Genomic DNA, 8,264 nt, shown 5'->3' with positions numbered 1-8,264 from the left:
GGGTTTGGGCGTTTTAGGTGCTTGTTTTGGCTCGTTGTACCATCGCCACCCTGGTGGGGCATCATTGGCGAGAGCAGAAGACAGAGGGGCAAGCAGCGTTAGGGTAATGACGTAAAGCAGAGATTTTTTCATCATCATAGACCTTGGTTAAATAAAGCGAAGTGACTAAGAGGTTAAGCATTTGGGTCTCTCACGTAGGCGGCGCATTTGATGTGGCGATGGGTTGCGCAGCGTGAGTAAGTATTGAAGGTATTCATCATGAAGCAAAGCGTGGTGTTTAGACCACACGCCTTGCTCACTGCTAAAGTAGTGAGTCTGTTTTTCAATGTTTTCTATCAGCTCTCGATACTCATCCAGCCTTTTAGTGATATCGGGATAACGGTCAAGTTGCTTGGTGAGTATCACATCGTTTGGAATGAGCCGTAAGAGAGTAAAGGTACGCAGTAAGAAAGTTTGCAGGGGGGCAATAAACATGACGATTTCCTGTTGGTGTTTGCTAACGCTCGTTTGATTGTGGGTCTTTCTCGTCTGAATAAGCGCCTAATAATAGAACCCCAGCAGCCATCATTAGGCTAATGAAGTCTTCAATAGGATGGGTAATTAAGGTGTACGTCACCCCTCCCGCTAAAAGTATGAGGCATCCGCTTAGTGCGGCCTTGTTTAGCGTAAAACCAGAGGGGCGAGAGTCGGCCCAAGTGATGAACCCCCATGCCAGTGCACTTGCGGCTAACCAAAAATACCAGGTTATTGCGCAAATAGGCCTGCTTGGAATGAAAACCACTAGATACGCACCAACGAGAGGGACAATCAAGTTGCGTGCTGTTTGAGGTGAAAGGTATTTATGCATGGGTGAATTTCCGTATGTTAATTTGAGTTATCGCAGTGATATCAGCCTATGGGTTGGATGATGGCGGTCACTTTGCCAACAGGTGCTATTTCTTCAAGGTGCTGCGCAGGGTAGTGTGTGTTATCCCCAAATACTCGGTAGGTTTGCTCTGTCTCAAGCCATTGTATGCGGCGCACAATCAAACCTTGCTGATTGGTTAATAGGTACAAGCCATCTGTCAGGCGCTTTTTCTTAGGTAGCGGTTTGATAGGGCGGTACTCAATCTCTGCTTTGGTGGGTATTGTGGGACTCATTACGTCATCTTCGACCGTTAAGCGCAAAGCCGTGTTTTGCGGCGGTAATGGTTGTTCGTCTTTTTGCTGCGCGCCGAACAAGTACGCTAACGAAACACCGCATTCCTGTGCGATAAGGGCGAGTTTGGGAAGGGTGGGATAGCTTTCACCTTTAATGTAATGATATAGCGTTGCTCTAGTTATACCGGTCTTTTTTGATACGCCTTGGATGGTTTTTTCGCGCATAAGGCAAGTAAGGTGTCGCTGCAACATATTGAGAGACTGATTAGCTTGATGTTGCTTGGATTTGTAAATATTAGTCGTCATATAGGGTTGCTCTTAAATTCTTCGGGTGCGTTATTTGCTTGATTCTTGTTTTTAATACATAAAAGGAGTTCGTTATGTCTGGCGATATTTTTGCAGGTGCCATTCCTCTGTTTTGGTCGCAATTGGGTGAGAATTTTCCCTTGTTTCTCATGGTGATTGGTGCGGCTTGGCTTCAATACAAAACGACGGCTTAAATGGATTGCTCTTATCGCCAGATTTCCATGGCTTGGCGATAAGAGCGTCTTTCCTTACTGTTCTACCTTCTTGTCTTTCTCCATTATCTTATTGTTTTCATCCGTCTTCGTTTGGTGCGTTGATCCTTCGTTGCGCTGATTGGTCATCTGTCTTGAGCGCTTGCCATACTTTGCTTTGATGTGGTCGCAAACCCTAAATAAGCCGGTTAGAAACAGACTGATAATCACCAAACTCAAATAAAGTAGCCCCATCTGCTCTCTTTCGCGCTGTGTTGTCAAGCGTGCCGAGTCGGCTATTGATATGGCTTTTACTTCCGAATTTGGACAAGGGTTGGCGTTACCTACGATGGTCGCTCTATCAATCGGTGTTCCATCGGTACATTCAAAAATGCGTATCTGCCCTTTCTCGGCTTTGCCAAGCCACGCAGCTTGTGTCACTGCGGTGACGATTCTTTGGTTGTGATTAAAATGGATGTCAGTTGCTAAAACACAGGCTGCAAAGAGAAATAGCGCCAATGCGGGCGTTTCAATGAGGTATTTAACAAGCAGTGATAGTGTGGAGTGGTGGCGCTGGATAAAGTTTTTCATCTTGTTTCCTTTTTAAATGATTAAGCGTGAATTACGGGTTTAGTATCTGTAGTGATTTTTGCGCTTGTTTTTCCCGCTTCTGATAGGTCTCTATTAGTGAGCGTCGAGTGTCTTCTACCCATTTATCTTGATTTTCGCAGTTCACGCTTTCAGCGGCAGATTGGAAGCTTAACGGCTTGCTGTCTGGGTCCATACTCTGCAGTGCGAGAAGAAAAACGAAGAGAGGATGTTCTGTTGTGACATGCTGAATGTGTTTTACTGTGATGGGTTGGTTGCACTTTTCTTTGAGTGTTACAGCCATAAATTCAGACACGTCAGCGCAGGTTGGACAGGTTGCTGCAGTAGCATCGAGGAAGGTTTCTACTTCCTTTGAGTAAGGTTTGTTTTTTGCCATTGCAGGATAGGCAAGAGTTAAAGCGGTGAGGGCAATAAGTGCGATTTGTTTCATCATTAGTTTTCTCGTGATGCATCTAGCGGTCGTTATCTTGCTTTGAGCTGGCTGCTAGTTGATTGCGTGTGCCTCGCATTTTTAATGCTTGGCTTCCTACACGTTCCTCCAAGGTGAGGTAAGCAGCTTTTACAGCAGCATAGATAAGTAGGGCAAAGACGGTTATGTCAATGCTGCTGTACCAGGATTCAGTTATGGTAGTGTGGAGCTGAGTGATGGAGAGCGTGTTCAATTGCTCCGGTGGTGTTATCACTATATGAATGATGAAGCTGCACGTAAAAATTGACGCCAGCTGCGTGATGATGATTGCAGCGTTTTGCATTAGGGAGATGAGAATGTGTAAGGTACGGGTCAGTTGGTGAGTACGTTTGGGTGTTAGTATCATGGGAGTTATTCCTTTGCTTTGTTAATGAAGGTCGGCTTAACCGCCCGCTGCACTTTGAAGTCGTTTCTTGATTTCATCAAAGTTAGGCAAGTTGGTGTTGGCGTGCATTTCTGGGTAGAACTCTGAAAAATCGATGTGCTCAAAGTTGATTTGACCGAGTTCTTCTGGGGTGATGGCTGCGCAAGTTGGGTTTTTGGCACTGCCAAGTCCTTTACCTAATTGCCCGATAGAACCTTGCTCTTGAATGATTTTGGCAAGTTTGCTGTCATAGACGCAGTAACTGCGTTTTTTACGTGTGCAAACCCCAAGGACTTTCTTGGCGCAGTATTGCCCTACATACAGGGTTAATCCTTTCTCTTTCGCTTTGCCTAACGCTTTTTCACCTTCGCTGCATTTTGCTCCCAGGCTTTGTCCCCATCCTGAGTCTTTGCAGCAGTCGTTAAAGCCTGCGAGTTTTTTGTCACATTTCATGGGTTTGCCCGTAAATATCTTAGGCGGGTCGCCGACATCTTTTACCGCTTCGGCAAGCCCTGCCAGTGCCGCGACGGATTTATCAAAGTTGCCATTGAGTTTTGGCTCTTCCACGTAGCAATCGCCATCAAGGCAAAAGGATTGTTCACCACACTGCATTTGGGTGGCGCGGCATGATTTCTCAAAACAGTTCTTCGTTACCTCTTGCTCAACACACACACCATTTTGTTTAAGGCTACACTGCGTTTTTACTGTTTCGCATTCACTAGGTAAGGACTGACAGGTATCTGCCATTTGGCACTGATAAAGTGTTTGGTATTTCCAACAATCCAGCGTGACCTCAATACCATCAATGTTGCGTGTTTCTTTTCCTTCAATGCATTTACGCCCCATGGGTTTGCATTGAGGGATGAGACGGTCGCATTGCTTGTTCCAGCTCACTTCATAATCAGTATGTCCCCATACAATTCGCCCTAATACATTGCTTGGTGTTGGCCAGTTTTCTGCATCATAAGTCGCGCCGTTTTCTAAGGTGACTTTGCGAGAAAATTTGATGGTGGTACTGCTTAGATTTAATGGTGGGTCGAACGTAATTGTTTGTTGCTCAGTTTGAGCTTCACAGTCATAAAAATCTGGGTCGCAACCTAAAGGGTGAGACTCGCTGTTAGATATATAGGTATAAACCAAGCGGTCATTGATATAAAACCCCACTCTATCAACCCACATCAAACCAGCGTACAAGCGAGGAATAGTAATGGAGATGATGGTCTGCGCCTTCTTTGGCAACGTCACCGTGTCGAATTCGTACTGCCTTGCATAAGTGCGTTGATAGATTCGAGGTTGATAAGGCGTAATGCCGGTAATAAGTTGTGGGTTATTTAATATCGCTGTTTCATTGCAAGGTACGGGGGTGTTGGTTGGCTGCGAACACACCTTAGGTGTCGATTTTTTAAGGCATTGCTGACCAGTTTTGCAATCAACGTAAGCGTTAGAAATGCCATGGGTGATTTCAAAGGCATTTTCTTGACCAATCAAAGCAAAGCGCATCGCCGGGTCGTTCTTTATATCAGGCTTACCCTTATTGAAGTTATTCTGTATTGCCTGGGCGGTCTCATCTTTTGCAAAAGCGAGATTTTTTTGGCTATTGATGTCGCTGTCAGAGAGGCGAGACTCTTTAGGGTTTCGTATCTCTCTTTTGCAAGCTGCGTCTTTGCAGTAATCATTGATATTAAGGGGGAGCGAGCTAGGCTTTAGGGCTTGGTTTGCTGTTTGTTTCGCCCAGCTTGCAGCATCAGTGAAGGTTTGTTGTTCGCTGGTCAAAGCCGATGCAGAGAAAAAACTAAGCGCAAGCATGACACATAGGTATAGGCGCATAGGGAACACCTCATCGAAAGTGATGGTAAGAAAAACTCATTGCGAATAAAGGGTGCGCAGCAGAGGGTGAATGTTTTGCTGTGCATCGCCCGTGGCGAGATAATCTAGCGCTTGATAAAGCGAGATATTGCCATAAAGAATGTCGTAGTCAGTGTTGGAGCAAGGTTGCTCTGGCAGACAACGCCCTGACTTGACCGATACAAAAGCCGGCACCTTTGTAATATCAAACTGCTTAAACCAATCAGGACTGATTGAAAATCCACTCTGTATTGGTGCTTGGTTTGGTGAACGTATTAATGACTCGATGCGCTTGGCGGTGGCTGGAAAACCTTCTGGCAAGACACCGCGGATCACAAGAGGAACGCCGAGATGCTCACTTTGCGTCAGCAATTGTTTCAGTGCTGTGTCTGGCATGGTTAGCGACACAAAAACCATCACACCTTTGGGCGCTTGGTCGGGATTACGTGTGGGTTTTTGCATGCCGAGCAATGGAGAGAGGCTTTCCTCTTTTACTAAGGCTTGAATTTTTTGGCTGGCATCAAGCGCTTGTCGCTTATAGGCATTAGCTTGGTTTTGCACCTGGTCAATCGGCCATTGATTTGTCGTGTCAGTTTGCTGGCTAAGCGCTTGCTCAAGTTTGGCAAAAGCTTTGAGCTCTTGCTCTGTATAAGCGTTGCTAGGCAGCGAGATAAACAAGCACAGAAAAACAAGAGAGCGCCACAAGGCGCTCTCAAATGATGATATGGTCATATAACCCCCTTGGTCATGGGCGTTTAAATGGTGGATAGAGAGTACGAGCGTCTTGAAAACTGATTGAGCAGACTTTGCGGGCGTTGAGGTCTTTGCAAAACGAGAAACAGAAATGCCTCAAAGGAAAGCAACAATAGACGTGCTTGTGATTGGCTATGTCCGTCTTTAAAAAGTCCTCAAGAGAGCTCAAATTGCTGGCAATAAACAATTCTGACTCGCCTTGTAATGTCGGTGGTGAAAAAGTCATGATTGCCTCTTACAAAAATACACAGTTACGTTTTCGCCACTGAACAAAACCAAAATTATCTCCGGTGACGGGGTTGTCGTGACCTGCTTCCCATAAGGTGGTTGTGGTCGTATAAGGGTGGCACCACGCTGCATCAGGGATGGGTGATGACATCTGATAACGGTAGCGAGATTTTGGTAAAATTGGGTCGGGATACTGGTAACAAATTGCCCCGTCCTCACCGCGCGTTTCCCACACAATGCCTTGCCTGTGAAGCTTATAATTCAGTTTTTCCATGAGCAGCGTTGCGGCTTGAATGGGAGTATCTCGGTAGTTAGTTGTTCCCGTCAATGGATACGCGCTGCCTTGTGAGCCTAGGCACCAAAATAACGCATCAATAGGCAGTGCAACGTTCGTGGAGGTGACCATCGCTTCGGGGACACAAGCAAGTTGTGCAACCAGATTACCAAAGAGTAGTGCCTCAGGGTTGAGAACCAGAGACAGTTCGTCATCATCCCAAAGTGGATCAATTTCCGTCATGTACGCCACATCAAAATTATCCGTTGCCATACACGCGGTCGATTGCATCAATTGCAGCCAGTAAATAACCGGGTATTTATACCAGTGAGCATGATAAAAGCCGCCGTCGCTGCTATCGCTGTCTCTGGATGTAACCCGTCCGCCAACTTTTTGACTGTTTGCGCCAGAAAGCTGTGTGCCCATATTCACCATACAATAAGGCACGCGGGTGACGTCGGTTAAGGCATAAGGCTCCCAATAGCCGATATTTACCCCAACTTGAACAAAGATAGGCGGCGGTTTAGGGCAGTAAGATATCGGCAGTGTCGGGTTGTTGGTGTCGGGGTATTTGGAAGGCATCACGGTGGCAGAGCCGATGGTCATGGGAAATAAACAGTCCCAACAGATGTCTGTGATGGGATTGATAAAGCGGCTTTTGCACGCCGCACTGGCTGCTAGGGTGGATGGGGCAATAAAAACCAATAGGCAGCACAGCAATAAAGGAAAGTGTCGCTGTTTCATTAGGCGTCCTTTTCCACGCGTTGCGTGGTACTCCTTTTGCCTCTACAAGAGGCTTCGCCTCGTTATAGCAGTCAAAAGCGAGCTTGATTAACAGTGAGAGGGCGTTGCTTGGATGCATGATCAAGAGGTGTTACGTCATTTGCATTTTCTTATGCCTCTCTAATCGTTTTGTGTGGTGCTGGTTTATCTTATTAGATTGCCTGAGTTTTTTCAGATCAAAAGACATGCCAGTACCCGGTGAGGCAAAGGTAAAATCATTGTACGTTGATGGTCTTAAGTTGAGCTTCATTTGGCGATAGTCTCCTTATTATTTTTGCAAAGTTCTGCAGAGGCTTTCAATTAAAGTGACTCTTACATCAGGGTTACTATCAGGTTCATTTCTGGTGAGCGAAACATAGTTTCTAAACCTTGAATCATTGAAAAGGGTCTGCCAACTCATCGTTAACCCACAGTTGTCAGCCATATCAATATTGATTTGTATCACTGTCTCTGCCAAATCAGGGTTGAGATTATATAGTTTGCCAAGCTCTCGATATTCTTTTGCTATTTCTGTTTCTGGCAAGATTATTGTTCTAGGTGCAAGCCCTTCTGCTTGGGGGTGGATATTCGCCATTGCGATTGATGAAGTGGCAGTGAGAAGTAGTGCAAGTAGTAATTTTTTCATTGCTTTATTTCCTGATCATTGTTTGGCTGTGTAGGGTTCTCTTCCATTCTTACAAGGAGTTCGCGTTTGGCGACTGCAATTTCATCGGCTAGATTGCGCATGGATTGCTCAAGTTCACGCCTTTGGTATCCATATCGCCAGAGGCGCGATAAAAAGTAGTGATAAGCTTTATCGTAAATGGGGCTTGTTAACCGAAAGCATAGCTCACATTCTTGGTTGAACTTCCCTTCAATCACCCAGGGGATGGACTTAAATTGCGTCACGCTCCAAAGGTGTTGATGCAGATGAATGGCTATGTGTACAGGTGCTTTAAAGTAGACATAGGGTGGTTCAGTTCGGCCACACCAGTGGCCATGGCAAGAAGCGATAGTTTCAACACCATCAATGGCGTTTAATTGCTGGACAGCTGCTTTGATGTGCTTGTCTATAACATGGTAAGGCTGTCTGTATTGAATGACGGGAGCTATCAGAAATTCAAACAATAACGCCTTTATGTTTTTGGGCAATTCAATCAGCATGAATATCACATCATGGTAAAATCTTTTCCATCGTTTTGGGATTGTCATTCCTTTATCTCCAAAGGCTGCAAGTCTGAGACGTTGACTTCATCGATGCGCCAGCGTGTACCTTCTTGATAAGCAATGGCGGGAACGTGAGTGATGTTCAACCTGCTGGTC

11 protein-coding genes and 1 pseudogene are annotated in these 8,264 nt (G+C 45.6%); all 12 read right to left on the bottom strand.

Annotated features, from left to right (window positions below; all coding sequences use genetic code 11):
• Positions 1-165: 165 nt before the first annotated feature.
• Positions 166-474, bottom strand: coding sequence for a hypothetical protein (locus OH459_RS27170; protein ID WP_269989636.1), 309 nt, complete (start codon positions 472-474; stop codon positions 166-168).
• 22 nt (positions 475-496) lie between these two features.
• Positions 497-847 (bottom strand): hypothetical protein, encoded by a 351-nt coding sequence (locus OH459_RS27165; protein WP_269989635.1) that lies wholly within the window; start codon positions 845-847, stop codon positions 497-499.
• A 41-nt stretch (positions 848-888) separates the two neighbouring features.
• Positions 889-1,446: a helix-turn-helix domain-containing protein gene (locus tag OH459_RS27160; protein ID WP_029790166.1), complete on the bottom strand. Its 558-nt coding sequence runs from the start codon at positions 1,444-1,446 to the stop codon at positions 889-891.
• A 248-nt stretch (positions 1,447-1,694) separates the two neighbouring features.
• Complete coding sequence (locus tag OH459_RS27155) at positions 1,695-2,228, bottom strand: hypothetical protein (RefSeq protein WP_269989632.1); 534 nt, start codon at positions 2,226-2,228, stop codon at positions 1,695-1,697.
• A gap of 31 nt (positions 2,229-2,259) precedes the next feature.
• The gene (locus tag OH459_RS27150; protein WP_258516296.1) at positions 2,260-2,679 is read right to left on the bottom strand and encodes a hypothetical protein; all 420 of its coding nucleotides are present in this window, start codon (positions 2,677-2,679) and stop codon (positions 2,260-2,262) included.
• 19 nt (positions 2,680-2,698) lie between these two features.
• Positions 2,699-3,061 (bottom strand): hypothetical protein, encoded by a 363-nt coding sequence (locus tag OH459_RS27145; RefSeq protein ID WP_269989630.1) that lies wholly within the window; start codon positions 3,059-3,061, stop codon positions 2,699-2,701.
• Positions 3,062-3,097: 36 nt separating this feature from the next.
• The gene (gene traN / locus OH459_RS27140; protein WP_269989628.1) at positions 3,098-4,906 is read right to left on the bottom strand and encodes a type-F conjugative transfer system mating-pair stabilization protein TraN; all 1,809 of its coding nucleotides are present in this window, start codon (positions 4,904-4,906) and stop codon (positions 3,098-3,100) included.
• Between the two features lie 36 nt (positions 4,907-4,942).
• Positions 4,943-5,656, bottom strand: coding sequence for a type-F conjugative transfer system pilin assembly protein TrbC (gene trbC / locus OH459_RS27135; RefSeq protein WP_269989626.1), 714 nt, complete (start codon positions 5,654-5,656; stop codon positions 4,943-4,945).
• 256 nt (positions 5,657-5,912) lie between these two features.
• Positions 5,913-6,923 (bottom strand): conjugal transfer pilus assembly protein TraU, encoded by a 1,011-nt coding sequence (gene traU, locus OH459_RS27130; protein ID WP_269989624.1) that lies wholly within the window; start codon positions 6,921-6,923, stop codon positions 5,913-5,915.
• 307 nt (positions 6,924-7,230) lie between these two features.
• On the bottom strand, positions 7,231-7,587 hold the full coding sequence (locus OH459_RS27125) for a hypothetical protein (protein ID WP_258516300.1): 357 nt from the start codon (positions 7,585-7,587) through the stop codon (positions 7,231-7,233).
• Entirely contained in the window at positions 7,584-8,153 is a 570-nt protein-coding gene (locus tag OH459_RS27120) for a hypothetical protein (protein ID WP_258516301.1), read from the bottom strand. Before OH459_RS27120 ends, OH459_RS27125 begins: the two co-directional genes overlap by 4 nt.
• Positions 8,150-8,264 (bottom strand): annotated as a pseudogene (locus OH459_RS27115) (type-F conjugative transfer system protein TraW); the annotation flags it as partial. The pseudogene OH459_RS27115 and the gene OH459_RS27120, both read right to left, overlap by 4 nt.

Origin of the sequence: Vibrio sp. MM46 (genome assembly GCF_027587135.1) — a bacterium.
GTDB classification, from domain to species: domain Bacteria; phylum Pseudomonadota; class Gammaproteobacteria; order Enterobacterales; family Vibrionaceae; genus Vibrio; species Vibrio harveyi.
The sequence above is the reverse complement of the archived record's forward strand: the minus strand, read 5'-3'. Positions and strand labels throughout refer to the sequence as shown.